The sequence below is a fragment of the Croceicoccus ponticola genome, assembly GCF_004004515.1.
GTDB classification, from domain to species: Bacteria; Pseudomonadota; Alphaproteobacteria; order Sphingomonadales; family Sphingomonadaceae; genus Croceicoccus; species Croceicoccus ponticola.
Window position 1 is genome coordinate 289,600 of the sequence record NZ_RXOL01000001.1, and the last position, 26,065, is coordinate 315,664.

General features: G+C 62.0%; 23 protein-coding genes and 1 tRNA gene. 6 read left to right on the forward strand and 18 right to left on the reverse strand.

From position 1 onward, the window contains the following. Window positions 1-124 precede the first annotated feature (124 nt). The 5 genes from EKN06_RS01435 to cpdR form a co-directional block, all read right to left on the reverse strand. Window positions 125-1,996 (reverse strand): M3 family oligoendopeptidase, encoded by a 1,872-nt coding sequence (locus EKN06_RS01435; RefSeq protein WP_127611098.1) that lies wholly within the window; start codon window positions 1,994-1,996, stop codon window positions 125-127. A 137-nt stretch (window positions 1,997-2,133) separates the two neighbouring features. Continuing rightward, window positions 2,134-3,765 (reverse strand): bifunctional GNAT family N-acetyltransferase/carbon-nitrogen hydrolase family protein, encoded by a 1,632-nt coding sequence (locus EKN06_RS01440; protein WP_127611099.1) that lies wholly within the window; start codon window positions 3,763-3,765, stop codon window positions 2,134-2,136. Window positions 3,766-3,863: 98 nt separating this feature from the next. Continuing rightward, the gene (locus tag EKN06_RS01445; protein ID WP_127611100.1) at window positions 3,864-5,090 is read right to left on the reverse strand and encodes an NADP-dependent isocitrate dehydrogenase; all 1,227 of its coding nucleotides are present in this window, start codon (window positions 5,088-5,090) and stop codon (window positions 3,864-3,866) included. 167 nt (window positions 5,091-5,257) lie between these two features. Then, a tRNA-Val gene (locus EKN06_RS01450) sits at window positions 5,258-5,332 on the reverse strand. Between the two features lie 120 nt (window positions 5,333-5,452). Then, window positions 5,453-5,830, reverse strand: coding sequence for a cell cycle two-component system response regulator CpdR (gene cpdR, locus EKN06_RS01455; protein WP_127611101.1), 378 nt, complete (start codon window positions 5,828-5,830; stop codon window positions 5,453-5,455). A 226-nt stretch (window positions 5,831-6,056) separates the two neighbouring features. Here cpdR and EKN06_RS01460 point away from each other — a divergent pair, with 226 nt between their 5' ends. Continuing rightward, complete coding sequence (locus tag EKN06_RS01460; RefSeq protein WP_127611102.1) at window positions 6,057-7,049, forward strand: N-formylglutamate amidohydrolase; 993 nt, start codon at window positions 6,057-6,059, stop codon at window positions 7,047-7,049. Window positions 7,050-7,332: 283 nt separating this feature from the next. Here the strand turns inward: EKN06_RS01460 and EKN06_RS01465 are convergent, their stop codons facing one another. After that, entirely contained in the window at window positions 7,333-8,103 is a 771-nt protein-coding gene (locus EKN06_RS01465; protein WP_127611103.1) for a SapC family protein, read from the reverse strand. Window positions 8,104-8,234: 131 nt separating this feature from the next. After that, window positions 8,235-9,680 (reverse strand): FAD-binding oxidoreductase, encoded by a 1,446-nt coding sequence (locus EKN06_RS01470; protein ID WP_127611104.1) that lies wholly within the window; start codon window positions 9,678-9,680, stop codon window positions 8,235-8,237. A 194-nt stretch (window positions 9,681-9,874) separates the two neighbouring features. On the opposite strand from EKN06_RS01470, the gene EKN06_RS01475 reads away from it, so the two are divergent. Both EKN06_RS01475 and EKN06_RS01480 read left to right on the forward strand, forming a co-directional pair. Beyond that, the gene (locus EKN06_RS01475; protein ID WP_127611105.1) at window positions 9,875-10,381 is read left to right on the forward strand and encodes a hypothetical protein; all 507 of its coding nucleotides are present in this window, start codon (window positions 9,875-9,877) and stop codon (window positions 10,379-10,381) included. 283 nt (window positions 10,382-10,664) lie between these two features. Further along, window positions 10,665-12,152 carry a DEAD/DEAH box helicase gene (locus tag EKN06_RS01480; protein WP_127611106.1) on the forward strand — a complete coding sequence of 496 codons (1,488 nt, stop codon included), beginning with the start codon at window positions 10,665-10,667 and terminating at the stop codon, window positions 12,150-12,152. 149 nt (window positions 12,153-12,301) lie between these two features. Here EKN06_RS01480 and EKN06_RS01485 read toward each other — a convergent pair whose 3' ends face one another. After that, the gene (locus EKN06_RS01485) at window positions 12,302-12,943 is read right to left on the reverse strand and encodes a methyltransferase family protein (RefSeq protein ID WP_127611107.1); all 642 of its coding nucleotides are present in this window, start codon (window positions 12,941-12,943) and stop codon (window positions 12,302-12,304) included. A gap of 232 nt (window positions 12,944-13,175) precedes the next feature. Then, window positions 13,176-15,446 carry an ATP-dependent helicase gene (locus EKN06_RS01490; protein ID WP_420810775.1) on the reverse strand — a complete coding sequence of 757 codons (2,271 nt, stop codon included), beginning with the start codon at window positions 15,444-15,446 and terminating at the stop codon, window positions 13,176-13,178. Window positions 15,447-15,605: 159 nt separating this feature from the next. Between EKN06_RS01490 and EKN06_RS01495 the strand changes: the two genes are divergently transcribed. Both EKN06_RS01495 and EKN06_RS01500 read left to right on the forward strand, forming a co-directional pair. Further along, a complete protein-coding gene (locus tag EKN06_RS01495; RefSeq protein WP_127611108.1) occupies window positions 15,606-16,286 on the forward strand; it encodes a hypothetical protein in 681 nt (226 codons plus the stop codon). 194 nt (window positions 16,287-16,480) lie between these two features. Beyond that, on the forward strand, window positions 16,481-16,837 hold the full coding sequence (locus tag EKN06_RS01500; RefSeq protein WP_127611109.1) for a hypothetical protein: 357 nt from the start codon (window positions 16,481-16,483) through the stop codon (window positions 16,835-16,837). 4 nt (window positions 16,838-16,841) lie between these two features. On the opposite strand, the gene rsmD is transcribed toward EKN06_RS01500, so the two are convergent. Together rsmD and EKN06_RS01510 are read right to left on the reverse strand one after the other, a co-directional pair. After that, on the reverse strand, window positions 16,842-17,390 hold the full coding sequence (gene rsmD, locus EKN06_RS01505) for a 16S rRNA (guanine(966)-N(2))-methyltransferase RsmD (protein ID WP_127611931.1): 549 nt from the start codon (window positions 17,388-17,390) through the stop codon (window positions 16,842-16,844). A gap of 32 nt (window positions 17,391-17,422) precedes the next feature. Beyond that, window positions 17,423-18,286: a pseudouridine synthase gene (locus EKN06_RS01510; protein ID WP_420810743.1), complete on the reverse strand. Its 864-nt coding sequence runs from the start codon at window positions 18,284-18,286 to the stop codon at window positions 17,423-17,425. Between the two features lie 113 nt (window positions 18,287-18,399). Between EKN06_RS01510 and EKN06_RS01515 the strand changes: the two genes are divergently transcribed. Continuing rightward, the gene (locus tag EKN06_RS01515) at window positions 18,400-20,133 is read left to right on the forward strand and encodes an AmpG family muropeptide MFS transporter (RefSeq protein WP_127611111.1); all 1,734 of its coding nucleotides are present in this window, start codon (window positions 18,400-18,402) and stop codon (window positions 20,131-20,133) included. On the opposite strand, the gene EKN06_RS01520 is transcribed toward EKN06_RS01515, so the two are convergent. Genes EKN06_RS01520 through EKN06_RS01550 form a run of 7 tightly spaced genes read right to left on the reverse strand, consistent with a single transcriptional unit; the run spans window position 20,130 to window position 26,064 of the window. Next, window positions 20,130-21,452 (reverse strand): bifunctional folylpolyglutamate synthase/dihydrofolate synthase, encoded by a 1,323-nt coding sequence (locus EKN06_RS01520; RefSeq protein ID WP_127611112.1) that lies wholly within the window; start codon window positions 21,450-21,452, stop codon window positions 20,130-20,132. The genes EKN06_RS01515 and EKN06_RS01520 overlap by 4 nt on opposite strands. Window positions 21,453-21,465: 13 nt before the next feature. After that, window positions 21,466-22,317 carry an acetyl-CoA carboxylase, carboxyltransferase subunit beta gene (accD, locus tag EKN06_RS01525; protein WP_127611113.1) on the reverse strand — a complete coding sequence of 284 codons (852 nt, stop codon included), beginning with the start codon at window positions 22,315-22,317 and terminating at the stop codon, window positions 21,466-21,468. Further along, the gene (trpA, locus tag EKN06_RS01530; RefSeq protein ID WP_127611114.1) at window positions 22,317-23,105 is read right to left on the reverse strand and encodes a tryptophan synthase subunit alpha; all 789 of its coding nucleotides are present in this window, start codon (window positions 23,103-23,105) and stop codon (window positions 22,317-22,319) included. Before trpA ends, accD begins: the two co-directional genes overlap by 1 nt. Further along, on the reverse strand, window positions 23,102-24,340 hold the full coding sequence (trpB, locus tag EKN06_RS01535; protein WP_127611115.1) for a tryptophan synthase subunit beta: 1,239 nt from the start codon (window positions 24,338-24,340) through the stop codon (window positions 23,102-23,104). The genes trpA and trpB overlap by 4 nt, the downstream gene beginning before the upstream one ends. A 50-nt stretch (window positions 24,341-24,390) precedes the next feature. Next, a complete protein-coding gene (locus EKN06_RS01540; protein WP_127611116.1) occupies window positions 24,391-25,029 on the reverse strand; it encodes a phosphoribosylanthranilate isomerase in 639 nt (212 codons plus the stop codon). Between the two features lie 10 nt (window positions 25,030-25,039). Further along, a complete protein-coding gene (locus EKN06_RS01545) occupies window positions 25,040-25,555 on the reverse strand; it encodes a GNAT family N-acetyltransferase (protein ID WP_127611117.1) in 516 nt (171 codons plus the stop codon). Beyond that, the gene (locus EKN06_RS01550) at window positions 25,552-26,064 is read right to left on the reverse strand and encodes a hypothetical protein (protein ID WP_127611118.1); all 513 of its coding nucleotides are present in this window, start codon (window positions 26,062-26,064) and stop codon (window positions 25,552-25,554) included. Before EKN06_RS01550 ends, EKN06_RS01545 begins: the two co-directional genes overlap by 4 nt. Window position 26,065 lies beyond the last annotated feature (1 nt).

Below are 26,065 nucleotides of genomic sequence, written 5' to 3' on the forward strand. Positions count from 1 at the left end.
TTCTACTTCGGATTGAGGGGCGACTTCTAGCTCCCGAAAATCTTACCCGCGGCCGGCACCGTATGTATTCGGCCGGCCGAGATTGCTCCCGACCGGCCGAATGTATCCCATTATCCGCCCGCGATCAGAGCAGCTTTTCGATCTCGTCCATCGTCTCGCTGAACTTGGCGACGAAGGCCCGATAGACGTCTGGCTTGGTCATATCGAGCCCGGCCTTCTTTTTCAGAATGTCGATCGGATAGTCCGAACCGCCAGCCTTCAACACGTCGATCATTGCCTTCTGCTCCTTTTTGCCGCCGTTCATGATTTGGTCGGCGAACCAGGTGCCGGCGGAGATCGAGGTGGCGTATTGGAAGACGTAGAAGCTGTCAGAACGGAAGAAGTGGCTGACAAACGACCATTCGTGCGCAACGTTTTCGGGCAAGATCATGTTCGGCCCGTGATAGCGACGCAGGATATCGTAATAGATTTCGGCGTATTTTTCACCCGACAGACCTTCGCCCGCTTCGGCCAGTTCGTGCGCCTTCAGCTCGAATTCGGCGAACTGGGTCTGGCGGAAGAAAGATCCGCGCGCGGCCTCTAGCTGGGAACCCAGATAGAACAGCTTTTCCTGCTTCGTCTTTGCCCGGTCCAGCATGTAGCGGCTGAGGAAAACCTCGTTCGCCGTCGACGCGATCTCCGCAATGAAGGTCGCGTAGTCATAGGTTTCCCAAGGGTTGTTATCCTTCGACAACAGCGTGTGGATCGCGTGACCCCATTCATGGGCGTACGTAGACATGGAATCGAAATCTTCGCCGAGGTTCAGCAGCAGGTACGGGTGCACATCATATGCTCCGCCCTGCATATATGCGCCCGATTTCTTGCCGGTCCGGGGATTGGGGTCCATCCACTTTTTCGTCGTCGCGTCGGTCAGCAGCTTGCCGTATTCCGGGCCGAACGGCTTCAACGCCTCGATCGTGATGGCGCGCATCTGGGGCAGCGTGAACTTGCGGTCCAGCGTTACCAGCGGCGGATAGATGTCATAATAACCGATGTCCGGCAGGCCAAGGATGCGGCGACGCAAATCAAAATAGCGGTGAAGCTGCGGCAGGCCGCGGTTCACTTCCTCGACCAGCGTGCGATAGACGCCTTCGGGAATGTTGGGACCATCCAGCGCCCAGGACAGCGTGTTCGGATAATTGCGCGACTTGGCGCGGAACACGTCGCCCTTCAGCTTCGACGTATAGGCAGCGCCCAGCGTATTGCTGAAAGCGGCATAGGAATCCCAGAACTCGGAGAAGATCAGCTTGCGATCCTCGCGATTCGGCGCGTCGCGATTGAGCGAATAACCTTGGTCGTCCAACCGCACTTCTGTTCCGTCGGAAAGCTTGACGGTCGGGCGGGGCATGTCTGACGCAGTCAATTGCGAGCGCACGTCATCCGGACCGGTGAGCGGCGCGCTCGACGAAGCCAGAATGCTTTCGCCCTTGGCGTCAAGCACGTGATCGGCCCCGCGCAGCGTCTGGCTCAAGCTGAAGGCAAAGCGGTCTTGCAGGGTCTTGTTCGCAGCGATGTAAGCGTTGACCTTCTCCGCGCCCAGCGCGAGGACCTCGGGCGAAACCCACGAAGTCGCTTCACTCAAGGCCGTGAACATGTCGCTCGCCTGACCCTCACGTTCCTGGTTTTTTGAAACGCGCACGTCGGCATCGGCGCTGAGGTGGGCATAGATGTAAACGCGAACGGCGTCTTTCGACACGTCGGAAATGTCGGCCATCGCCTTGGCCATGGCATCCGGGCCGTGGCCAAAGTGGCCCTTGTAGGCGGCAAGGCGGGGAAGGGTGGCGAGTACGGCCTGACGCGCGGTTTCCCATGCGGTCCAGTCGGGGAACAGTTCGGACAAGTCCCAGTCGCCGCCGGTCACCCCGTCCGCCATCGCCTGAGCGAAAGCAGGAGTGGCGCTGGCGAACGGCAGGATTGCGCCAAAAGCGAGCAAGCGGCGGCGGTCGGTGTTCAGCATGGTCAGATTCAGTCCCTAAGACATGCGGCGGCACGCCTTCATAACGTAGTTGCTAGCGTAACTACTGTGGATGACAAGAGCCTGAACCGGGTTCGGTCGGGAGCTATCGGTCGTTCGTCGATCGGCGGCGCATGTTTTCAGCCGCCGCCAAGGGCCTTCGACCCCAGCGGCTTTCCGCCCGCGGCGTCGTCGATCTTGGTCGCGGCGGTCGGGTCCTTGCCCACCTGATCGTCCCACTCAATCCGGTACAGATCGAACCGCCGGTCGGCGAGATTGCGCACCGTGCCCTCTGCCCGTGCCCACGACAGGTCGGCCAGATTGACATCGCTGATGGTCAGCGTTTCGACGTTCTCGCTTGCTTCTGCCGCGATGCCGTCACGCGCAAAGGGGAAATCGCATGGCGTGAGGATGCAGGACTGGGCGTACTGAATGTCCATATTGCCGACATTGGGCAGGTTGCCGACATTCCCGCTCATCACCACGAAGCACTGGTTTTCGATGGCGCGGGCTTGGGCGCAGTAACGCACGCGCATGTAGCCTTGCCGGCTGTCGGTGCAAAACGGGACGAAGATGATCCGCGCGCCTTCGTCGACCAGTCGGCGGGCGAGTTCGGGAAATTCACTGTCGTAACAGATCAAAACGCCGATCGGGCCGCAGTCGGTCTGGATCGCGTCGATCGAATCGCCGCCCTTGATGTTCCACCAGTAATCCTCGTTCGGGGTCGGGTGGATCTTTTCCTGTTCGTGGATCGACCCGTCGCGCAGGCAGACATAGGCGACGTTGTGGATGTCGCCGTCTTCCATCCGCGTCGGGTGCGATCCGCCGATGATGTTGATATTGAATTCCAGCGCCATCTTCGACAGCGCCTTCTTGATCCTGGGCGTATAGGCCGAAAGCGCCTCGATCGATTCCTGGCTGCTCAATTCCTGGTCAGCGATGGACAGCAGGGGCAGCGTGAAAAGTTCGGGGAAGAGGATGAAATCGGCCTCGTAATCCGCGGCCACGTCGACGAAATATTCGATGCCGCGCATGAATTCGTCATAGTCCTTCACTGCGCGCGCCTGAAGCTGGCACGTCGCGATACGGACCTGTTCCACGTCACGGGGCACGCGGAACTTCTTTGGCTTGTCGGTGTCGATGTAAGGATTGCGCCATACAAGATGCGCGGCGAACGCCTTCGACTTGGTATCCTCGGGCAAATAGCCCTTCAGCACGCCGATTGGTTCGAAGCCGTTGGCGAGCTGGAAGCGAAGAACCGGGTCGTGCAGCTTCCCTTCCTGTACTTTCGCTATGTAATCCTGCGGACCGTCGACCTTGCGCCAATGGCGCGACAGGTTGGGCATCCGGCCGCCAAAGGCGATGCCGGTCAGTTCCAACCGTTCGGCCAGCGCACGACGTTCTTCGTACAGTCGCCGGCCGATGCGCGTACCGCGAACCTTGGGGTCCACGCACATTTCATAACCGTACAACCATTCGCCGTTGGGCTTGTGGCGGCTGCCGAAACCGTTGCCGGTGATTTCGTCCCAGGTATGCTGTTTCAGGGCAAGGTTGGCCGGCACGCGCATCGACGCGCAGTACCCGACGAGCTTGCCGTCGAGTTTCGCGACGAAGCATCCCTCGGGATAGTTGTTCAGCTGGCCGCGGATCTCGCCGAACGTATAGGGCGGCAAATCGACATAGACTCGCCGGATCAGGGCGGCGATTGCGGAAACGTCCTTGGGAACTGCCTGGCGGACTTCGAGGCGGGCTTTGCTGCTGGTTTCGGTCATTGCCGCCACATCTAGCGATGGATCTCACAAAGAAAAGCCCTCCACCCGCGAAACGGGGGAGGGCCATTCAAATCATTCATGCCGGAACCGGCGTCGGGTCAGGCCCAGTTGGCCATTTCCTTTTCGAGACCTTGAACGATGGCTTCGAAGAATTGCTCGGTCGTCATCCAGTCCTGCGAAGGGCCGATGAGCAGCGCGAGGTCTTTGGTCATCTTGCCTTGTTCAACGGCCTGAATGCAGACGCGTTCGATCGTTTCGGCGAACTTCACGACATCGGGCGTGTTGTCGAATTTGCCGCGATACATCAGGCCGCGGGTCCACGCGAAGATCGATGCGATCGGATTCGTGCTGGTCGCCTTACCCTGCTGGTGCTGACGATAATGGCGGGTGACGGTGCCGTGGGCGGCTTCGGCTTCGACCGTCTTGCCGTCGGGCGCCATCAGGACCGAAGTCATCAGGCCGAGCGAGCCGTAGCCTTGTGCCACGGTGTCGGACTGCACGTCGCCATCGTAGTTCTTGCAGGCCCAGACGAACTTGCCGCTCCACTTCAGGGCCGATGCGACCATGTCGTCGATCAGGCGGTGTTCGTAATGAATGCCCGCTTCCTTGAACTTTTCTTGGAAGCCTTCGGTCTCGAACACTTCCTGGAACAGGTCCTTGAAGCGGCCGTCGTAGGCTTTGAGAATGGTGTTCTTGGTCGACAGGTAGACCGGCCACTTCAGGCCGAGGCCATAGTTGAAGCTGGCGCGCGCGAAGTCGCGGATCGAATCGTCGAGGTTGTACATCGCCATCGCGACGCCCGGGCTGGGAAAGTCAAAGACCTCGAGGTCCATGTCGTTCTGGCCGTCTTCGGAATCGAAAACGAGGCGCAGTTTGCCCTTGCCGGGGATCAGCGTGTCGGTGGCGCGATACTGATCACCGAACGCATGACGACCGACGACGATCGGGTCGGTCCAGCCGGGCACGAGCCGGGGCACGTTGTCGATCACGATCGGTTCGCGAAACACCACGCCGCCAAGGATGTTGCGGATAGTGCCGTTGGGCGAACGCCACATCTTCTTGAGATTGAATTCCTTGACGCGTTCTTCGTCAGGGGTGATCGTCGCGCACTTAACGCCGACGCCGAATTCCTTGATGGCGTTGGCGGCGTCGACGGTGATCTGGTCTTCGGTCTCGTCGCGCTTTTCGACGGACAGGTCATAGTATTTCAGATCGATGTCGAGATAAGGCAGGATCAAGCGCTCGCGAATCCACTGCCAGATGATCCGAGTCATCTCGTCGCCGTCGATTTCAACGACCGGGTTCGCTACCTTGATCTTCTGCATGAGGCTTGTCTCTCGATTGGTCTGAATGGGAGAGCGCACCGGACGGCACGCGATACGTTGCGCGCGCCTCTTAGCAAAGCGGGGTGTGAGTGCAAGGCACGACGGCGCGACCGTTACGGAAAGTCGAGGCTGCTGGCCGGTCGATCAACCGGTGCGACGGGCCGCGATGGTGGGCGTAGGAAGGATTGAACTTCCGACCCCTGCGATGTCAACACAGTGCTCTACCACTGAGCTATACGCCCACGCTATCGGGTCCGCGATGGCCGGGGCAACGTTGCCGCCGGCTGTGCAGGCGCTGCCCAATAGCGACAGGCGCGGGACTGGGCAAGCCCGTTCGCACGGCTTTTAAAAAAAGTCAGGGATCAAAGGTTCGCGTTCGCCATGTTGCCGTCGAACAGCCGCTCGACCTCCAGCACGAGATCGCGCAGGTGGAATGGCTTGGACAGTACTTTGGCTTGTGGCGCTTCGCGGCTGGCCTTCATCGTCACGGCGGCGAAACCGGTGATGAACATGACCTTCGTCGTCGGAGAGACCTGCGCGCAACGTTGCGCCAGTTCGATGCCGTCCATTTCCGGCATGACGATATCGGATAGCAGCAAATCGAAATGCTCTTCGGTCAAAAGCGGCAGGGCATGGGTGCCGCGATCGACCGCCGTCACCTCGTACCCGGCGTTTTCAAGCGCGCGGGCGAGGTAAGTGCGCATCGAATCTTCGTCTTCGGCCAGCAGGATGCGAATCATGTCGTCCTCAATAATCGGCGCAGTGCCATGGCGTGAAGCCGTCGGAAGCGGCCTGTGGGTATGTTGTGCCAGCGACCGACGCGTTGCCCGTTAGACTGATCCCCTATGTGACTATAACATTTTTATTAAATTTCCCGATCCTTTCCGCAGATGTGCACCTTTGGAACAGGAAAGCACGGTTTCGGGCCATTGACGCACGGATGCGCGCGGTTCAGCGTGCAACGCGATGAACCCCGAACGCCCCCGGCCCGACCGCACTCCGACCGCAGGCGCAGCCAATGGCGGTTTTGTGGTAGAAGCTGGCGGCTCGGTTCCCGGATTGGCGCGCCCGGCATTTACATTGCACCAGCCGGCAGCTGCGCGTGTTCCGGTGATCATCGCGGTGCCCCATGCGGGACGCGCCTATTCGCCAGACCTGATGGGATGTATGCGCCATCCAGCCGAAACGCCGCTGCGGCTGGAGGATCGGTTTGTCGATGCCGTCGCGCGCGAAGTTGCGTCGAGTTGCGGCGCGCAGATGCTAGTCGCCCACGCCCCGCGCGCGATGATCGACCTGAATCGCGATCCGCGCGATTTCGACCTCGCGATGTTTTCCGGTTCGGAAGCAGAGAAGGCCGCCATGCGCCGGGATATGCCACGTGGCGGAGCACAAAGCGCGCGATCGCTGCGCGGATTGGGCCTCTTTCCCCGCAGGCTTGCCGGTATCGGTGAACTGTGGCGCGCGCCAATGCGGCCGGTGGACGCCCAGCATCGGATCGCCGCGATCCATGCGCCCTATCATGATACGCTGGCGCGGGTTCTGGCCGAAATCCGCGAGATATGGGGCGCGGCGCTGTTGGTTGACATGCATTCAATGCCGGACCTGCCCCATGGCGCGGCGGGGATCACGCCGGCAACCCATGTCATCGGCGACCGATTCGGCGCCAGTTGCGGGCGTGATGTGGTCGCGGCTGCAATGGGCGCATTGGACCGGGCCGGAGCCGCCTGCGCCTATAACCGGCCTTATGCTGGCGGCTACGTACTCGATCGCCACGGCAAGCCGAGGTCGGGCATCCATGCCGTACAGGTCGAGATTGCGCGCAGCCTCTACCTCGACGAAGCGCTGGAGCAGCCCGGAAACGGTGTGGAGCGACAGGCCAAGATCGTGGCGGAGATGGTGAAGGCCATGGCGGCAATGATCGACACGTCGGGCGATGCCTTGTCGCAAGCGGCCGAATAACAGGCCGTTTACAAACCAGTCGCAACATAGGGCTTGAAGGCGCGGGCGCGTCGTCGCCACACGCGGATCGCACATAAAAAACCACCCCGTGCGAACACGGGGTGGTCAAGGTTCAGGGAGGTTGACGCACGCTAATGCGTCGGTCCGGTGGAGCCATGAGGGAAGCCGCCGCCGGACACCTCAACAAATAGGGCAAGTTATCGGCTGTTGCAAGAGTGCATCACGCAAGATTTTTTTTATTTTGCCCTTGCGCAGGTTTCAGCGTCGAAAAATTGCCCGAAAATCAAGCCTGCTGCACTTGCGGCTTCGGTGCCTTGCCCATCGCTGCCTGCTTCGAAAAGATATCGCGCATCAGGTTGAGCGAGAACAGGTGCGCGAAGACCAGCGGCAAAAGCCCGCTCTGATTCCAGCTGCGAAGCTGGTCGCCGCGGACTTCCTTGAGCTTTTCCTGGTTCACCATCTGGAAGCCGCGATAGATGAATGGCGCTTCGCCATCCCGTCCGATCGATACTTCGCCGTCCATAAGCAAGCCGGCCTTGGCCAGTTCATCCATGAACGCCTTGGTTCGCTGACCGGCCTGTTCGAAGTTCTCGTTGAACTTGAGGATGTTCTGCGTCGCCTCGCTCGGCTGGCCATCGGTGAACAGCGCCTCGCCATCTTCGAATTCGCCGACCAGGCCGCTCGAATTGTCGAAGCACAGCGAAAGCTGGTCGGCATCGGGCTGCAGCTTGGCCAGCAGGAAGGGATAACGCCGGGCATAGGCGGGGACGTAGCAATCCGACGTCATGTTGCCTTCTTCATCGAAGAAGGTGTTCACGCCTTCGTTCAGCCCCATCAGAGCGAGCGGAACGGGGTTCTCGCCCGAGGAAAAAACGATCGGGAAATCGCGCTGCGCCAGCGGGAATTCCTCGACCGTGATCGGAACGGCATGTTCCTTGGCGAGCCAGGCGGCCTTGTCAGTCGACTTTGCGCGCCAGGTGCCGTGCTGATTGCTGTTCAGCGGAACGAGCGACTTGTAGAAAAGCGGAAGATTGGCGTTCGGCGCACTGGCCATTGGGCTCTCTCCGGAAGGAAGATGGTTGGAAGGACAGGTCGCTTGTCGCGACAATTGGCGCGCGGTTTAAGGGCTTCGTTCTACGGGCGCAAGCCGCGAACCGGGCGATTTCGCCCGATTGTCAGCGATTATCAGACCAGCTTGCCGGGGTTCAGCAATCCTGCCGGGTCCAACGCGCGCTTTATGGCCCGCATCACCGACAATGCCGCCGGATCGTGCGTGTCGCGCAGCGTTTGCAGCTTGTCCTGCCCGATGCCGTGTTCGGCGGAAATTGATCCGCCCCATGCGGTGACGAGTTCGTAGACGAAGCGGCTGATGGACTTCCCGGTCTCGCGCTCCCATTGCTCGCGCTCGCTACCCGATGGCGCGATGACGTGCAGGTGGACGTTACCGTCGCCAAGATGCCCGAACGAGATGACCTCATGCCCTGGCCAGCGTTTGAGGATGGCCTTTTCCACCGCGATGATGAAATCGGGCATGCGTTCGACCGGGACGGATATGTCATGCTGCATCGCCGGACCGCGTGCTCGTTCGGCAGGCGCGATGGATTCGCGCAATTGCCAGAATGATTCGGCCTGCGTTTCGTTCGCGGCGATCGCGGCGTCGGCGCACAGTTCTTTCTCAAGGGCGTCCATCAACAGCGCCTCGACCTCATCGCCCAGCGTGGCGGCGGCATGTTTGTCGGCCACGAATTCGAGCAGGGCGTACCAATTATGCCCTTCTCCCAGAGGATCGCGCGCGTCGGGAAGATATTCGACCACCGCGTCTAAGCATTGACGCGGCATGATCTCGAACCCTTCGAGAGCGGCGGGCATCGCCTTCTGGCAGTGCACCAGCAGTTCGCGCGCGCGGTGCGCGGATTCAAGCCCGACAAAAACGACCCGCCGCTCTGCCACCGCGGGCGAAAGCTTCAACACCGCGCGGGTCACGATGCCGAGCGTACCTTCCGACCCGATGAACATCTGCTTGAGGTCGAAGCCGCGATTGTCCTTCTTCAAATTGGACGTGAGATTGAGCACCTGCCCATCCGCCAGCACGACCTCCAACCCCTGAACCAGCGCACGCATCACGCCATGACGCAGGACCTGCGTTCCGCCTGCGTTGGTCGAAACCAGGCCGCCGACGGTGGCCGAACCCTTTCCGCCCAGCGATAGCGGGAAGCGCAAGCCATGGGCTTCGGCAGCTTCATGCAGCACTTGCAGGATCGCGCCTGCGCCGCAGGTCGCGGTCATGGTGTCCGCATCGATTGCGATATCGTTCATCCGCCGCGTCGAAAGCAGGATCGCGGTGCCGCTGTCGTCGGGCACTGCGCCGCCAACCATGCCGCTGTTCCCGCCTTGCGCCACGATCGGTACGCCCTGTTTCGCGCAAAGCCTGACCATCGCGGCCAATTCATGAGCATCCGCGGGCTGCGCCAGCACGCGCGCCTTGCCGTGATAGCGACCGCGCCAGTCGCTGAGCCATGGGGCCATGTCGTCGGTGTCGATGACAGTACCCTTGTCGCCAAGGATGGAGCGCACTGACGCAAGGAAAGCGTCGCCATGCAGGTCTGCGTCGATGAGTGGGTTGTCGGTCATAAATGATCTTCTTGCACGATAGTCGGCATTTGTCTTGATGCCGGGCGTACATCGTATCGGTTAAGCGCGCATTCAATCCACACCGTGCATGAGTAGAAGCAGGGCAGCAGGGGCTTGCGAAATATGGCCCTGTTACCGTAGTCGCCTGTTGCCGAAGTCAAAAGTCCATTCAGGGTTGGAGCAGTCATTTGGGGATGGGCATAGGTGCGATGTGGCTGCTGCCGCTTGCCCTTACCGGGGCCAGCGCCGACATTCCCGTAGAAGGTGCACGGGCGCCAGTGCCTGACCTGATCGAGGTTTCGTTTTCCGAAGTCCAGTTTCAGGTCCAGACGCGCCAACGCGTGATGATCCGCATCACACCATTAAGCCGTGTCGCCCCGCCGCCGCCGGTCACCCTGCCAAAAGTCGAACCGAAACGCCCCACTGCCGCACCCGATGCCGTGCAGCAGTGCATCGCGTTGGCCGATGTGACGGGCTTGCGGCTGGGAAGCGGGCGCAACCTGCTGCTTTATATGCGTGATCGGCGGATCATCAGCACTTTGCTCGATCGTTCATGTCAGGTGAGCAGTTTCTATTCCGGGTTTTATGTCGAACGTCCGGCCGACGGCATGCTGTGCGCCGGAAGGGAAGCGTTGCACGCGCGGTCGGGCGCGGACTGCCAGCTCAGTGCCTTTCGGGACATTACTCCCGCAAAGGAGTGATGTATCGGTCGGGGTTACCGTCCGGGCTGCGGTTCCGGCAGGGGGAGCGCGGCTGAACCGGCCGCTGTCAAGCGGTTCTCCTTGACTTTTCGCAGGTCTTGCGCATAGCGGCGGATGAGTTGTGCCCTGCTTGGGCATGCTTCCCGGTCCGAACAGACCCGGTATCGTCAGCGCCGAAACGCGCCGGCACCAACCGGGCCCCGGCCCGCCGTCGATTTTTTCCGAATCGTAACTTAACATTGTCCGGTTTTTGCGGCCGGAACTGCCCATACGGGATGATTGCATGAATTTCGCCGATCTCGGCCTGTCTGATGAATTGCTGAAGTCGGTCGAAGCGGCCGGCTATACCGTGCCCACGCCGATCCAGGCGCAAGCGATCCCGAGCGTGCTGATGATGCGCGACATTATCGGCATCGCCCAGACCGGTACCGGCAAGACGGCGGGCTTCGTGCTGCCGATGATAGACATCCTTGCCCATGGCCGTCGCCGTGCGCGGATGCCGCGTTCGCTGATTCTCGAACCGACGCGCGAATTGGCAGCGCAGGTGGCCGAGAACTTCGAAAAGTACGGCACCAACCACGACCTGAAAATGGCTCTGCTGATCGGTGGCGTGCAGATGGGCGATCAGATCAAGGCACTCGACGAAGGCGTCGACGTGCTGATCGCGACTCCGGGCCGGCTGATGGATCTGTTCGAGCGCGGCAAGATATTGCTGACCGGTTGCGACCTTCTGGTCATCGACGAAGCGGATCGTATGCTCGACATGGGCTTCATCCCCGACATCGAGACGATCTGCACCAAGCTTCCCGCGCAGCGCCAGACGCTTTTGTTCAGCGCGACGATGCCGCCGCCGATCAAGAAGCTGGCGGACAAGTTCCTGTCCAATCCGAAGAGCATCGAGGTGTCTCGGGCCGCTTCGACCAACGCGGACATCGTTCAGTTCAAGATCGATGTCCCCGCCCGCAAGAAGCGTGAGGCACTGCGTTACATCCTGCAGAATGACAATGTGTCGACCGCGATCGTCTTTGCCAATCGCAAGACGACGGTGCGTGAACTGGCCAAGAGCCTGAAGAGCTACGGCTTTTCGGCCGGCGAAATTCATGGCGACATGGAACAACCGGCGCGGCTGGCCGAACTCGCCTTGTTCAAGGAAGGCAAGATCAACATCCTGTGCGCCAGCGACGTTGCCGCGCGTGGGCTGGACGTTAAGGGCGTCAGCCACGTCATCAATTTCGACTGCCCATGGCACCCGGACGATTACGTCCACCGCGTTGGCCGCACCGGTCGCGCCGGAGCCAAGGGTCGCGCCTTCACCCTGATCGCGCCCGAAGATGCCGAGGCGCTCGATAATGTCGAGAAGCTGACCGGGGCAAAGCTGCCCGCGTTCGATTTCGGCACTGTGAAACCTGTCGAAACCGAACCTGCCGTCGAAAGTGCCGAGACCGAAAAGCCTGCCCGCAAGTCGCGCGCGCGGAGTGAAAACACGGCCGATGCCAAGCCGGAGCGTAAGCCCAGAGGCGGGCGCCAGGCGAAACCGAAGGTCGAGCCCGAAATCGAGCTCGAGCCCGTCGTCGAACCTTTGCTCGAAGCTGAAGTCGTGGCGCGGGAGACAGTAAAGCCTTCTGAGGATAGCAGGCCCCGTCGTGACCGTGCTCCCCACAAGGCGCCCGATCGCCAATCGCGCCCGCCACGGAACGATTACGAAGAGCCGACGGAGCCGGGCGTGTGGAACGGTCCGGTGCCTGAATTCCTGGGCGTTTCGGCGCTCTGATCGAGGCCGTTACCGTCGACTGACAGCTGCGTGGCGAATTGACGTGATTGCCCGATCCTTGCTCGGGTAACCACCAGACAAATTCCCAGAATAAAAGGTCCGGCGCGGAGTATCTCCGAGCCGGACCTTTTCGTTTACGCGTTAGGCGATCAGACCACGCCTGGGATCAATTTGTAGCGTACCTTTTCCGCGTATTGGCGGTAGCTTTCGTCCTGTCGCAAGAACTTCTCTTCCTCGATCGTGCGGAAGTAGAGCGCAGTCCATACGATTGCGTAAATCGCGACGTTCCATGCCGAAAGGTACATCAACACGTAGCCGATATGGCTGATCATGTAGCCTAGGTACATCGGGTGGCGGACAAGCCTGTAGACACCGATTGATTTCACCCCGCGGTTCGCCGGAATGACGCCAAAGCTGCGGCCAAGGAAAACCTTGGCGGACAAGGTGATGATCGCGCCGGTTGCGATAATCGCGAATGAGACGAGGTTGGAAATATAGGCGGTGCCCTCCGGGATGACGCAGAGCGCCAACCCGGTTCCGACAACGGCGATGAAGATCGGCCATGGTTTCACCGTCCATGCCCCGCGCCGCTGGATCAGCAGCATGAACACGCCGACAAGCTCGCCCAAGAGAAACAGGACAAGCTGCGGATGTTCCGCGATATGCGGCGCCAGGCGAACGATCACGCCCGTCGACAGAACGACAAGGAACGCACGTTCGGCGAACCGGATGGCTTCCGCCTTCCAGTCGAACTTCGCTGGTGAAGCGGCGGTTTCAGGAAGGGATGCCATAGTTCGGATACTCGCGCTTTCTGGGTTTGACTTCAGATCGTGGCGGCGCGGGCGAACGCGGCGTCGACAAGCACGGGGCCGGACATGCCGACGCCACAAATAGTTACTTGCTGAACCGACATTGCCATGTGCCCCCGCAGTGCAGGCGAGATGGTTATCGCGCCTTGCTCATATCGGGAGGTAAGCAAACAGGGTTTATTATCGGTTAATGCCGCAATCGCGATCTTTGTGGCTAGGCCGGCCTTATGAAACTGTCGATAACCCGCTTCGAAGAACCGCTCTCAAAGGCGATTTCCAGCTTGTTACCTTCCTGCGCCAAGACTTCGCCATAGCCGAACTTTTCGTGGAAGACGCGGTCACCGATCGCGATATCGGTTCGCGGCTTGGCGGCAAAGCTTGCGGCGCTGCGGCGCGCTTCGGGAATGTGCTTTGGCGTGGGATCGTATTCGCCTGCGGCTGCGCGTTTCCAGCCGGGTCCGCGGGTCATCGTGCGAGCCGGCTGCGCATTGGCGACGTGGGCAAACGGGTCCGCATGTTCGCTCCACTGCGCGCGCCAAAGCGATGCGCCGCCCGTCATCGTCGCTTCGACGCTAGTCATCGCTTCGGGCAATTCGTTGACGAAACGCGATGGAATGGCGCTGGACCATTGGCCGTAGATGCGGCGGTTCGCGGCATGGAGGATGGTGCATTCCTTGCGCGCCCGCGTGATCGCGACATAGGCGAGGCGGCGCTCTTCCTCCAGGCTGCGCAAGCCCCCTTCGTCGATCGCGCGCTGTGACGGGAATACGCCTTCTTCCCAGCCGGGTAGGAAGACGTGGTCGAATTCCAGCCCTTTTGCCGCGTGCATCGTCATGATCGTAATCGTGTCCTGTGCGTCGGCCGTCTCGTTTTCCATGACGAGGCTGACATGTTCGAGGAACGCGCCCAGCGTCTCGTATTCTTCCATCGCGCGGGCGAGTTCCGACAGGTTCTCCAGCCGCCCGGCCGCCTCTGCCGTTTTTTCCGCCTGTAGCATTGCGCTATATCCGCTTTCGTCCAGCACGGTGCGCACGAGTTCGGCGGGGCTGAGCGTCTGTGCCGCCTCGCGCCAGCGGGCGAAGTCTCGCATCAGCGCGAGCAGCGTGTTGCGAGCCCGGGCAGGCAGTTCGTCGGTATCGCAGATGTCGAGCGCGGCCATCGCCAGCGGAATCTGTTGGCTACGCGCATAGACGTGCAGTTTTTCGAGCGCTTTCTGGCCAAGCCCGCGCTTGGGCGTGTTGTAGATCCGCTCGAACGCGAGATCGTCAGCGGGCTGGGCGATCACGCGAAGATAGGCGAGGGCGTCGCGGCTTTCCGCCCGTTCGTAAAAGCGAAATCCGCCGATGATCTTGTACGGCAGCCCGATCTGGATGAAGCGGTCTTCGAATTCGCGCGTCTGGAACTGCGCCCGGACCAGGATTGCGGCGCGCGACAACCTTATACCGCGGCGCATCAGGCTTTCGGCCTCCTCGCCCACGCGGCGCGCTTCTTCGGGACCGTCCCATACTCCGATGACGCGAACCTTTTCGCCCGATCCGGCTTCAGTCCAAAGCGTCTTGCCCAGCCGTTCGCTATTGGCATCGATAAGGCCGGATGCCGCGCCCAGAATTTCCGGCGTGGAACGATAATTCTGTTCCAGCCGAATCACCTTCGCTCCGGGAAAATCCTTTTCAAACCGTAAGATATTGGCGACTTCTGCGCCTCGCCATGAATAGATCGATTGGTCGTCGTCACCCACGACACAGATGTTGTGACGCGGTTGCGCAAGCAGGCGCAGCCACAGGTACTGAACCGAATTCGTATCCTGATATTCGTCGACCATGATGTATTTGAACCGCTGGCGATAGCTTTCCAGAACATCCTTTTCGCGCCGGAAAATGTTCAGCATGTGAAGCAGCAGGTCGCCGAAATCGCATGCGTTCAGCGTCTTGAGCCGATTCTGATACAGCGAATAGAAATGCGCGCCCTTGCCATTGGCATAGGCTTCGTTTTCGACAGCATCGAGATCGGCGGGGTTCAGTCCCCGGTTCTTCCATCTGTCGATCAGCCCGGCCAGCTGCCGCGCAGGCCAGCGTTTCTCATCGAGATTTTCGGCCTGGATAAGCTGTTTCAACAGGCGCAACTGGTCGTCGGTGTCGACGATTGTGTAGTTCGACTGAAGCCCGACGAGTTCGGCATGACGGCGCAGCATCTTTGCCGCGACGGCGTGGAACGTGCCAAGCCACGGCATTCCTTCGACCGCCGGTCCAATCATCCGGCCCACCCGTTCGCGCATTTCGCGTGCGGCGCGATTGGTGAATGTGACGCAAAGAATTTCGCTGGGCCAGGCGCGACGCGTTGCGACGAGGTGTGCCAAACGTGCGGTGAGTGCCGCCGTCTTGCCCGTTCCGGCCCCCGCCAGCATCAGAACTGGTCCCTCGGTCGTTTCGACCGCTTCGCGTTGCGGCGGATTGAGCCCGGAAACCCACGGTTCCTGAGGGTTCACGCCGGTATCTGCAATGTTTGCGGGAAGGGGGGATTCGCTGTGGCTCACTGGTGAACAGGTAGAGAACGCCGAACCAAGGCGCAAGGGCGGGGTCCGGAACGAAACAGCACTGGCAAGCGTAGGATCAGGCAAATGCAAATCAGAATTCAGGAGTTCCCGATGAAAACGCTTCTCAAGGCCGGTGCCGCTCTCATGCTTGGCGCCGCTACTATTGCAGCACCGTCGTTTGCGCTTGCGCAGGACAACGTCGGCAGTGTCAATTCCGTTCAGGACAAGCGTGGCTACGATGCGCTCGATGCGGCTCAAAAATCCGAATACGACGCATGGCCTGCCGAAAACCAGACCTTCTACACTGGCTGGCCGAGCGACTATCAGAGCGAATTCTGGACTTATCCGGCCGATTACCGGACTAGCTATTGGGGCTGGCCGGCCGATTATCGCACCGCATATTGGGCATGGCCCAGCGATTCGCGCACCAGCTATTGGACCTGGCCTAGCGATTATCAGTCCTACTATTGGGCTCTGACGCCGGAACAGCAGAGTGCATGGTGGGCGCTTAGCCCTGAACAGCGGGGCCAGATCACCGCTATGACACCTGAGCAGCAGCTTGCGGCATGGGATAGCATCAACGCCCAGATTACTGCCACCCAGGCAGCGGAAACCAAGACGATCATGGCGTCGAGCACTACTGTCGAGGCAACGCCTGCAGCGCGCACCGGTGAATATCCGATCTGCGGCGGTGCAATCCAAGACAGCTGCATCCAGCCGCGCGAAGCTGGCAAGAATTATGGCAACGTTCCGCTCGATTACTGGCCGGGCAAGCCCGCCAGCTCGATGTAAGACGTATCATACCACCGCCGCGGTTTTGCGATCTCCGCGGTTCGGGAATGGGGCGGTATGTGCAATAGCACTGCCGCCCCGTTTACGTTCGAGACGGTAAAGCGCGCCAATCCATGGCTTCGGGCAATGCGGTTGCGCCCTGCCATTTTATCAGGCCTAATCCCCCCGTCATTGGGAACAAGGGGAGATTGTCCATGATCCGTCTATTCGCACCCATGCTGGCAGCAGGACTGGCGCTCGGCATTGCAGCGCCTGCACTTGCCGAACATCACGAAGAAATGAAAGCCGAAGTCGTCGAGCGCGATGCCAAAGGCGTGGCGACAAAGGTCAAGATCGGTGAGACAGTATACGATGTCTGCACGCCCGAAGCGCAGGACGGCTGCATCAACCCGCGCGAAGCCGGGCTGAACTTCGGACATGTTCCGCTAGACCATTGGCCCGGCGCCCCGGCGAGCGGACTTACCGCTGCGGAAAAGATGAAGAAGCCCGCTCCCGCTCCTGCGCCGACACCGGCAGCGCAGCTTGACGAGGAAGCAGCTACTTCCGAATGATCGCTCAGTCGGCGGCAGGGCGCAGCAAGTGTATGCGCGCCTTGCCGCTGTCGCGCACGGTTTCGACGTTGAAACCGCTTACCGCTATGTCCTCGCTGCGGTCGGTTTCGATGCTGATCCATGCGCCCGGCGCAATCCAGCCAAGCCGGTTCAACTTGTCCAGCGCCACCGATCCGGCGCCGGAACCATAGGGCGGGTCCATGAACATCACGTCGGGCTGCGCCTTTGCCTGACCAAGCCCCATGACCGAAGCAGCGCGCACATCCGAACGCGACTGTGCGCCGAATTCTGCAATGTTGGTCCGCAAGGCGCGCACCGCCGCCGCATCTTGTTCCACGAACAAGGCTTGCGCCGCGCCGCGCGACAGGGCTTCGAGCCCCATTGCGCCGGACCCTGCGAACAAGTCGGCGACGAACAGTCCTTCGAACGTCCCGATCCGGCTGACCAGCATGGAAAACAGTGTTTCGCGGGTTCGGTCGGCCGTCGGTCGTGTCGTTTCGCCAGCTGGCGCGACCAACCTGCGCGCGCGCCATTCGCCCGCGATGATGCGCATACCCGGCGGTTTGCTTCCCGGTTTCGGACTTTTCACTTCGCAGCCTCTCGCGCTAGCGTCTTGCGAAAGCGTTCGACTTCGGCCTGTGGAATTTCCAGAACCGATCCGCGCGGCATGTCGCCCAGCATGAACGGGCCATAGGCGATGCGTAGCAGGCGCGAAACCTGAAGGCCCAAGTGTTCAAGGACGTTGCGCACTTCGCGGTTCTTCCCTTCGGCCAGAGTCATCTCGATCCAGTTCTGCCGTCCGCTGCGCCGTTCGAGGTTGGCCTCGATCTGGCCGTAATGAACGCCATCGACGGTGATGCCCTCGAACAATGCTTCAAGATCGTTCTGGCCGATTTCGCCCATCGCCTTGGCGCGATAGGTGCGCGGCACCCCCGATGACGGCAGCTCAAGCGCGCGCTTGAGCTCGCCATCGTTGGTCAGCAGCAGCAGACCTTCGGTGTTGAAGTCCAGCCTGCCGACCGGCATCACGCGGGGCGTATCTTTGGGCAGAGCGTTGCGCAGCGCGGTGTAGATCGTCGGCCGCCCCATCGGATCGCGTTCCGCCGTCAACAGGCCCGATGGCTTGTGAAAAAGGAACAGGCGCGCGCGTTCGGGCGCAGCGACGGACTTGCCGTCGACGGTCACGCCCCGCAGCGAAGTCAGCACCGTGGCGGGCGTATCGAGCACCACGCCGTCGATGGAAACGCGGCCATCTTCGATCATGCGTTCCACCTCCCGGCGGCTGGCGATGCCGGCGCGGGCGAGCAACTTGGCGATGCGGTCGCCGTCGCGTTTGGGCATGTCGGGCGCGGGTTTGGACGACGCAGGATCGGACCTGCGCCGGAACGGGGGGCGCTTGCCGGCGCGGCGGTCGGCGGGGGCGGGCGGCTTTCTGGGTGGTTTGTTCACATGTGCGCCATGCGACATTGGCATCGTTCGCACAAGCCGGGGATAGGCCGCGCATGTGATTGCAGTTGCGCGGTTAACCCCTAAAGTTCACGCATGACCATCCGGGAGCGCCCATGACGAGCACCATCAACGAAGTCGAAAGCAACCCGGACGAAACCGAACCGTTGCCCGCGAAAAAGCCCGGCTGGCGCAAGCTGATGGCCTCGCTCGGCAATCGCAAGACCGCGTACATGCTGCTGTTCGGCTTTGCCTCGGGGCTGCCGTACACGCTGCTGTTGTCGACGCTTTACGCGTGGATGAGCGATGCGAAGGTCGATCTCGAAACCATGGGCGTCTTTTCGCTGATCGGGCTGGCGTTCGCGTTCAAGTTCCTGTGGTCGCCCTTGCTCGACCGGATCGATCTGCCGGGAATCAAGCGACTCGGCCATCGCAAGCAATGGATCGTGACGGCGCAGATGCTGTTGGCGGTCGTGCTGATATTCGTGTCGCGGCTCGATCCGGCTGGCGCGATCGGCGTGCTGTCGCTGCTTGCCGGGCTGGGCGCCTTTGCCAGCGCGACGCAGGACGTGGTGATGGACGCATGGCGTGTCGACGTTGCCGATGAAGTGGCGACGATCGACATCCTTTCCACCGTCTATCAGCTCGGCTGGCGATCGGCAGTGCTGGTGGGCGGTGCGCTGGCGCTGTTCATGGCGGAACGGACGGGCTGGCCCACGGTCTATGCGATCATGGGCGGGATCATGTTGGTGATCGCCATCGCCGCGATATTCGCGCCCGAACCTGAACAAACGACGGCGTCGCTGACCGCTGATGACGACGCGCTGCGCGGGCTTCGCGAGGCGGGCCAATTGTCGCCGCGCATTCGCGGATGGGCGCTGACCATTGTGGGCGTGTTGTGGGCATGGGCGCTGATTACCGTCGGCAATTTTATGTATCGGTCCTTGTCCAGCGCGCCGGGTGCGCGACCCGATTCGGTTGAATTCATTCAGAACATGGGTCCGGTGATCGTCGTTGCGACCGTGGTAGTGCCCGTCATCGTTGCCGCGATCCTGGAAAACTGGCGGCGCAAGGGGCGCCACGTCCTGAATGGCACGGTGACCAAGCACGGGGCGATCGACAGCTTCGTCGATCAGGGATACCGCGCGCTGATCCTACCGCTGACGGAATTCGTCGGGCGGCTTGGCTGGGCCGTGGTCATCGTCCTGACGCTGGTGCTGACTTATCGCTTTACCGATACCGTGTGGGGCAGTTTCGCCTATCCGTTCTACTTGGGCGAGCTCGAATATTCTAAGGACGAGGTGGCGATTGCCTCCAAGTTCTTTGGCGTGGGCGCGCTGATGTTGGGCATCGCGCTGGGCGGGGCGTTGTTCAGCTTTATCGGGCGGATGCCGGTGATGTTCATCGGCGCGCTGACGGCGGCGCTGTCGAACCTGCTATACGCCGATCTCGCGCTGGGCGGCCATACGATGGCGGCGGTGGCGAACTTTACCGGGTTTGCCTCGCTTGTCGAATGGTTCGGCGGCGACTTGCGTCTGGCCAAGCTGATGGTGGCCATCGCGGGCGAAAATCTTGCAGGCGGGCTCGCCGGGGCGGCGTTGGTGGCATACCTGTCGTCGATCACAGCAAAGGGCTATTCCGCTGTGCAATACGCGCTGCTGTCTTCGCTGACCTTCCTTGTCGGCACGCTGGGTCGCGGAGCGCTGGGCCAGATGATCGACGAGCAGGGCTATTACCCGGTCTTCATCCTGACCACCCTGCTCGGCTTTATCGCGGTGGTTTTCTGCGTGATCGAATGGGTCAGGCAGGCGCGGCTGGGCCAGCGCGCGGGCGTCGTCGCGCCGGGTTAAGCCGGCAGAGGCCCGTTTTCGCGCAGCACTTCGCCCGCAAGATACAGCGAGCCGCAGATGAGCACCGTGCCCCGCCGGTTCAGCGCCGCCAGCGCTTCCTGAACCGAATCGGCGGTGCCGGTCTGCCGTACTCCTGCCTCACGCGCGATTTGGGCGAGAGTGGAGGGCGCAAAGGCATCGTGGGAGGGGAGAGGCACGGCGGTGAAACTGGCGATCCGTTCGGCAAAGGACGACAGGAAACCGCGCGCATCTTTGGCGGCCAGCATGGCGCCGATCGCGTGGATCGGCCCGTCAATCGTGGCAAGGTAATCGGCCAGAACCCGCCCGGCATCGGGGTTGTGCCCCCCGTCGAGCAGAACGCTCGCATTGGGCACGAGATCGGTCAGCGGACCATTGGGCAGCCATTGCAGCCGCGCGGGCCAGCGGGCGGCAGCGATGCCGTCGGCAAATGCGCTTGCCGGCACCTGCACGCGATCTTGATGTCGCAGCATCGCCACGGCCAGTGCCGCGTTGTCCGTCTGAAACGCGCCGGGGAGCGCGGGCAGCGGCAGGGTCAGTTCGCCGTGGCGGTCGCTGTATTCGATGGTCGCGCCCATGCTGGCGGTCCAGTCCGAAGCGCGCATGTGCAGCGGCGATCCGGCGATCCGCGCGGCACGTTCGATCTGGTCCTGAGCCTCGGCCTCGTAGGCTTGCGTTATCAAGGGCACGCCCGGTTTCACGATCCCCGCCTTTTCGAACGCGATGCGCGCCATCGGATGGGCTGGCGCGCCCTCTTCTTCCACCAGCAGGAAACGTTCGTGGTCGATGCCCAGCGCTGCGATGCCGCATGCGGCAGGGTGTTCGATGACATTGGTCGCATCGAAACGCCCGCCAAGCCCGACTTCTATCACGCAGGCATCGGCGGGCACGCGCGCAAAGCCGAGGAATGCGGCGACCGTCGTGATCTCGAAGAAGCTCGCGCCGATATCCTCGCCTGCGTCGAGCACTTCGCGAAGCAGATCGGCCAGCATCGCATCGTCGATCAATTCGCCCGCCAACCGGATGCGTTCGTTGTAACGCACGAGATGAGGGCTGGTGAACTGATGGACGCGGTGGCCGCCCGCCTCCAGCATCGCGCGCAGGAAGGCGCTGGTCGAACCTTTGCCGTTGGTTCCGGCGATGTGGAAGACGGGTGGCAGCGCCCTGTGCGGATCGCCGACCCGGGTCAGCAATTCTCGCACCGGGTCCAAGCCCAGCCGTCCCTGAGGCAGGGTCAACGCGGCAAGCCGGTCGAGCTGTTCCTGCACCGCCGGACTGTCCGAAACCGCGAAATCGCGCATTGCTGCCGGCCTGTCAGGCGGCCTGTCTGGCCGCCATCAGGTAGTCGATGACATCGACCAGCGTTTCGCGCAGATACTTGCGATGCGTGACCATGTCGATCATGCCGTGGGCCAGCAGATATTCGGCGCGCTGGAACCCTTCGGGCAGTTTTTCGCGGATCGTGTCCTGAATCACGCGCTGTCCGGCAAAACCGATGAGCGCGTTGGGTTCGGCGATCTGGATGTCGCCCAGCATGGCATAGCTTGCCGTGACGCCTCCGGTGGTCGGATCGGTCAGCACGACGATATAGGGAAGCCCTGCGCGTTTGAGCCGCTGGATCGCAACGGTCGTGCGCGGCATCTGCATCAGCGACAGGATGCCTTCCTGCATTCGCGCGCCGCCCGCCGCGGTGAATATGACATAGGGGCAACCGTCCGCCACGGCGCGGTCCACGCCGGACAGGAACGCGTCGCCCACAGCCATGCCCATCGATCCGCCCATGAAGCCGAAATCCTGCACGCCGACGACTGCTTTGCGCCCGTCGATGGTGCCGGACGCATTGGTCAGCGCATCGGGATGCGGCGCTGCGGCGCGCGCCGCTTTCAGCCGGTCTGAATAACGCTTGGAATCCTTGAACTTGAGCGGATCTTCCTTGACGCTGGGCGCACTCAGAACCGTGAATCCCGCGTCCATCACCTGAGACAGGCGGCAGTCCGCACCAATGCGACCGTGATTGTCACAGCGCGGGCAGACCCACAGGTTCTCTTCGTATTCCTTGGTGAACAGCATCTCCTGACAGTTCTTGCACTTCTGCCAGAGATTGTCGGGCGTATCGCGCTTGGCACCGAACGGAAGCTTGTCGCGGACGCGGGTGAGCCAGCTCATCAGGCGTTCTCCCTTGCGGTGTGGACGGCTTGGGCCAGTGCCGCCGTCAATTCGCGCACCTTTGCCGGGGCATTGTCGCCGTATTTGCCCACCAGTTCAACCAGCGCAGAACCGACGACGACCCCATCGGCCACGCGGGCGATGGCCCCGGCCTGTTCGGGGGTGCGTACGCCAAAGCCTACGGCCACGGGCAGATCGGTCGCGGACTTGAGCTGGGCGACAGCCTGGTCGATCGTGTCGGTCGAGGCCTGTTGCAGTCCGGTGATCCCGGCGACCGAAACGTAATAAAGGAACCCTGTCGCCGTTTCGAGAACGGTCGGCAGGCGTGCGGCATCCGTGGTCGGCGTGGCAAGGCGGATCGTGGCGACGCCCGCGCCCCGCAATGCGGGGCCTAGCTCGGCATCTTCCTCTGGCGGGGTGTCGACGCAGATTACGCCATCGACGCCAGCGGCTTTGCACTGGTCCGCGAACCAGTCGGCACCGCGCCGGATCATCGGGTTGGCATAGCCCATCAGCACCAACGGCACTTGCGGGTGGCGCGCGCGAAACGCGGTCGCGATGGCGAAAATATCGGCGGTCGTCGTGCCCTTGCCGAGCGCACGCAGGTTCGCGAGCTGAATCGCAGGACCGTCGGCCATCGGATCGGTGAAGGGCATGCCCAGCTCGATCACGTCCGCCCCGCCTTCGACCAGCGCTTCGAGCACGGCAGCGGTGTCGCCGTCACCGGCGGTGACGAAGCAGACGAGAGCGGCGCGGCCCTTGCCGAAAGCCTTGTCGAAGCGGCTCAAAGTTCCACTCCCAACGCAGCGGCGACGGTGAAGATGTCCTTGTCCCCACGCCCGCACATGTTGGCGCAGATGATCGCGTCACGCGGCATCTCGCGGGCGACCTTTACCACCGCCGCGACGGCGTGGCTGGGTTCCAGTGCGGGGATAATGCCCTCCGTCCGGCACAGCAGCTGGAAAGCATCGAGCGCTTCCTTGTCGGTCGCATAAGTGTAATCGACGCGTCCCGATTCCTTCAGCCACGAATGTTCGGGGCCGATGCCGGGGTAATCGAGCCCTGCACTGATCGAATGGCCTTCGAGGATCTGGCCGTCATCGTCCTGCAACAGGTAGGTCTTGTTGCCGTGCAGGATGCCGGGCGATCCGCCCGCAAGGCTTGCTGCGTGTTCCTTGTCCAGCCCGTGGCCCGCCGCTTCAACGCCGAGCATCTTTACGCTCGGGTCATCGAGGAACGGGTGGAACAGGCCAATCGCGTTCGATCCGCCGCCTATGGCCGCGACCAGCAGGTCGGGCAAGCGGCCAGTGCGCGCCAGCATCTGTTCGCGCGCCTCTCGTCCGATCACGGATTGGAAATCGCGGACCAGTTCGGGATAGGGGTGCGGGCCAGCCGCGGTGCCGATGATGTAAAAGGTGTCGTGGACATTGGCGACCCAGTCGCGCAGCGCCTCGTTCATCGCGTCCTTGAGCGTGGCGGCGCCGGCCTTGACCGGAATGACCTCTGCGCCAAGCAGCTTCATGCGGAAAACGTTGGGCTGCTGCCGCTCCACGTCCTTGGCGCCCATGTACACGACGCAAGGCAAGCCGAAGCGCGCCGCCACCGTCGCCGTCGCGACGCCGTGCTGGCCCGCGCCGGTTTCCGCGATGATCCGCGTCTTTCCCATCCGCATGGCGAGCAGGATCTGCCCGACGCAATTGTTGATCTTGTGCGCGCCGGTGTGGTTAAGCTCGTCGCGCTTGAACCAGACTTGCGCGCCCATGCCCTCTGGCGCGTCCTTGCGCAGTTCTTCGGTCAGGCGTTCCGCGTAATACAGCGGGCTGGGGCGACCGACATAGTGTTCAAGCAAGTCCTCGAACTGTTCGGCGAAGGCCGGGTCCGATTTTGCCGCCGTATATTCTTTTTCGAGGGCAAGGATCAGCGGCATCAGCGTTTCCGAAACGTAGCGACCGCCGAACTGGCCGAAGTGGCCACGTTCGTCGGGCTGGTTGCGGAAGCTGTTGGGGGCAGGTGCGTCGTTCATGGTTCGCGCTTGGCAGAAGGGCTGATCCCTGTCCAGATCGTGCGAGCGGTTTAGGGCGCGCGAACCGCACGGCAGAATGCGGCGATCAGGGTCGGATCTTTGATGCCGGGCGCACTTTCCACGCCCGAAGAAACGTCAACCAGCGGCGCGCCGGTCATAGCCAGCGCCTCGGCCACGTTGTCACGGCCAATGCCGCCGGCAAGGCCCCATGCCAGCGGGCTGACGTAACCGCTGAGCAGGGACCAGTCGAAACGCAGGCCCATGCCGCCCGGAAGCGCGCCCTTTGGGGTCTTGGCATCGAACAGGATCAGGTCGGCAGCGTCGCGATAGGCAGCGGCAAGCTGAATGTCAGAGAGCCCGGCGACAGGCAGTGCTTTCCACACCGGCAGGCCGAACCGCGCGCCAAGGGCCGCCGCGCGGGCGGGGGTTTCCTGTCCGTGAAGTTGCAGCACGTCGAGCCTTGCCGCTTCGACCGCTTCGCCGATATCTTCGTCCCGTGCATCGACGAACAGGCCGACGCGCTGAATCCGGCCCAATGCGCGTTCGCCGAGCACCGCGGCTTCGCGTGGGTTCACTGCGCGGGGGGAGGGCGGATAGAACACGAACCCGGCATAGTCGGCGTGGGCCGCGATGGCAGCTTCCAAGGCATCGCCTTCGCGAATGCCGCAAATCTTGATGCGAGTCGTCATGGCCCGGGGCCTAGGCTTTGCCGAGCGGCTTTTCCAGCACCGTGAAAAACAGCGGCTCGGGTTGCGGCACGGGGAACGGCTCCCGCTCTCCCGTCGGCGCGTAGCCCTGTCGCAGGTACCATTCGACCAGGCTGTCGCGGCTTTCAATCACGGTCATGCGCGCGCGCGCCACACCAAGGTTACGGCACAGCATTTCCGCCGTGGCCAGCAGCCGGTTGCCAAGACCGGCCGACTGGAATGGCGGGTCGACGCAGAGCAATCCGATATAGGCGGTGTCTGGCGGACGGTCGGTCACGGTGACGCACCCGACGATATCTTCGCCCTGCCGCGCCACGAAGATCACGGTATCGGGGCTTGCGAATAGGGTAAGAAGCTCGCCATCTGCCAGCCGCTTGCCGCCAACCAGATCGGCCTCGTTCGTCCAGCCCATCCGCGCATGATCGCCGCGATAGCAATTTTCGATCATGTCATCGAGAGTGGGAAGATCGGTGACGCGAGCCGGCTCGATCAGGATCGCACTCTTCATGGTGCGTAAGTCGGCCAGAACGGTCCGCCAAGCCCACCGTTGAACGAAAGGTGCGTGATCGTGCCGGTGGCAAGATCGTATTCCACGCCGAAAAAGATCGGGCCACCGTCGCAAATATCACTCGGCAAACGCGCTGAATTCACATCGATGTCCGCGGGCAAATAGTTGCCATAAACGACTGGCCGGCCGGCCCGGATTATCCCGATGATCTCGCGCTGCCAACGCGGATCGTTTGCGACGTAAGTCAACGGGTCGGGGCTTTCGGTGCCATGAGAATAGACTGGAAGGTTGCCAAGCGAGCCCAGCGTGGAAGCCAACGCCACTTCCATGTCGGCGATGTCCGCGTCAGAAGGGTCCCAGCCGCCGTCGACCGGTCCGGCGGTGACCCGCGAACAGCCCGGAAGCACGTATCCTGCGCGCGGCGCGGCAAGCACGGTCGTTTCGGGCGGCAGCGATGGCGCAGCAAACACGTTCGCCGCAACCGCCAGTGCGGTCAGCCCAGCCAGCATG

What these genes read in the sequence shown, in the direction of transcription:
- accD (WP_127611113.1), bottom strand. Translation starts at nt 22,317, where the DNA reads ATGAGCTGGCTCACCCGCGTCCGCGACAAGCTTCCGTTCGGTGCCAAG.
- EKN06_RS01550 (WP_127611118.1), bottom strand. Translation starts at nt 26,064, where the DNA reads ATGCTGGCTGGGCTGACCGCACTGGCGGTTGCGGCGAACGTGTTTGCT.
- cpdR (WP_127611101.1), bottom strand. Translation starts at nt 5,830, where the DNA reads ATGATTCGCATCCTGCTGGCCGAAGACGAAGATTCGATGCGCACTTAC.
- EKN06_RS01520 (WP_127611112.1), bottom strand. Translation starts at nt 21,452, where the DNA reads ATGCGCGATTTCGCGGTTTCGGACAGTCCGGCGGTGCAGGAACAGCTC.
- EKN06_RS01480 (WP_127611106.1), top strand. Translation starts at nt 10,665, where the DNA reads ATGAATTTCGCCGATCTCGGCCTGTCTGATGAATTGCTGAAGTCGGTC.
- EKN06_RS01545 (WP_127611117.1), bottom strand. Translation starts at nt 25,555, where the DNA reads ATGAAGAGTGCGATCCTGATCGAGCCGGCTCGCGTCACCGATCTTCCC.
- EKN06_RS01470 (WP_127611104.1), bottom strand. Translation starts at nt 9,680, where the DNA reads ATGACCGACAACCCACTCATCGACGCAGACCTGCATGGCGACGCTTTC.
- EKN06_RS01445 (WP_127611100.1), bottom strand. Translation starts at nt 5,090, where the DNA reads ATGCAGAAGATCAAGGTAGCGAACCCGGTCGTTGAAATCGACGGCGAC.
- EKN06_RS01475 (WP_127611105.1), top strand. Translation starts at nt 9,875, where the DNA reads ATGGGCATAGGTGCGATGTGGCTGCTGCCGCTTGCCCTTACCGGGGCC.
- trpB (WP_127611115.1), bottom strand. Translation starts at nt 24,340, where the DNA reads ATGAACGACGCACCTGCCCCCAACAGCTTCCGCAACCAGCCCGACGAA.
- EKN06_RS01515 (WP_127611111.1), top strand. Translation starts at nt 18,400, where the DNA reads ATGACGAGCACCATCAACGAAGTCGAAAGCAACCCGGACGAAACCGAA.
- EKN06_RS01460 (WP_127611102.1), top strand. Translation starts at nt 6,057, where the DNA reads ATGAACCCCGAACGCCCCCGGCCCGACCGCACTCCGACCGCAGGCGCA.
- EKN06_RS01465 (WP_127611103.1), bottom strand. Translation starts at nt 8,103, where the DNA reads ATGGCCAGTGCGCCGAACGCCAATCTTCCGCTTTTCTACAAGTCGCTC.
- EKN06_RS01440 (WP_127611099.1), bottom strand. Translation starts at nt 3,765, where the DNA reads ATGACCGAAACCAGCAGCAAAGCCCGCCTCGAAGTCCGCCAGGCAGTT.
- rsmD (WP_127611931.1), bottom strand. Translation starts at nt 17,390, where the DNA reads ATGCGCATCATCGCGGGCGAATGGCGCGCGCGCAGGTTGGTCGCGCCA.
- EKN06_RS01495 (WP_127611108.1), top strand. Translation starts at nt 15,606, where the DNA reads ATGAAAACGCTTCTCAAGGCCGGTGCCGCTCTCATGCTTGGCGCCGCT.
- EKN06_RS01435 (WP_127611098.1), bottom strand. Translation starts at nt 1,996, where the DNA reads ATGCTGAACACCGACCGCCGCCGCTTGCTCGCTTTTGGCGCAATCCTG.
- EKN06_RS01500 (WP_127611109.1), top strand. Translation starts at nt 16,481, where the DNA reads ATGATCCGTCTATTCGCACCCATGCTGGCAGCAGGACTGGCGCTCGGC.
- EKN06_RS01540 (WP_127611116.1), bottom strand. Translation starts at nt 25,029, where the DNA reads ATGACGACTCGCATCAAGATTTGCGGCATTCGCGAAGGCGATGCCTTG.
- EKN06_RS01485 (WP_127611107.1), bottom strand. Translation starts at nt 12,943, where the DNA reads ATGGCATCCCTTCCTGAAACCGCCGCTTCACCAGCGAAGTTCGACTGG.